Source organism: Pseudomonas sp. Kh14, from assembly GCF_900291005.1.
GTDB lineage: Bacteria > Pseudomonadota > Gammaproteobacteria > Pseudomonadales > Pseudomonadaceae > Aquipseudomonas > Aquipseudomonas alloputida.
Genome location: NZ_OLKJ01000328.1, coordinates 1 through 234, shown reverse-complemented (window position 1 = coordinate 234; position 234 = coordinate 1). Strand labels below are relative to the sequence as shown.

Annotated in this window: 1 protein-coding gene; it reads left to right on the top strand. The window is 47.0% G+C overall.

Features of this window, described 5'->3' with window-relative positions:
- Positions 1-28: 28 nt before the first annotated feature.
- The coding region (locus tag FQ668_RS28925) for a S8 family serine peptidase (protein WP_218570938.1) at positions 29-234 on the top strand (206 nt) is incomplete at its 3' end.

The window sequence follows — 234 nt, the reverse complement described above, 5'->3', positions numbered from 1 at the left end:
TATTACAACTTCAGCCGGTAACAGTAATGTGACTATCGGAGATGCCCTATGCGTTCAACCCTGGGCAATGACCGTCACGGCCGTTGATAAGAATGATTATAAAGCTAGTTACTCGAACTTTGGAATGGATGCGACTGTCGCCGCACCGGGCGGGGCTAATACTACAGAAGAACCGGGGCTCTGGAGTACAATCCCATACAATAATTATATCCAATTTTCAGGTACATCCATGGC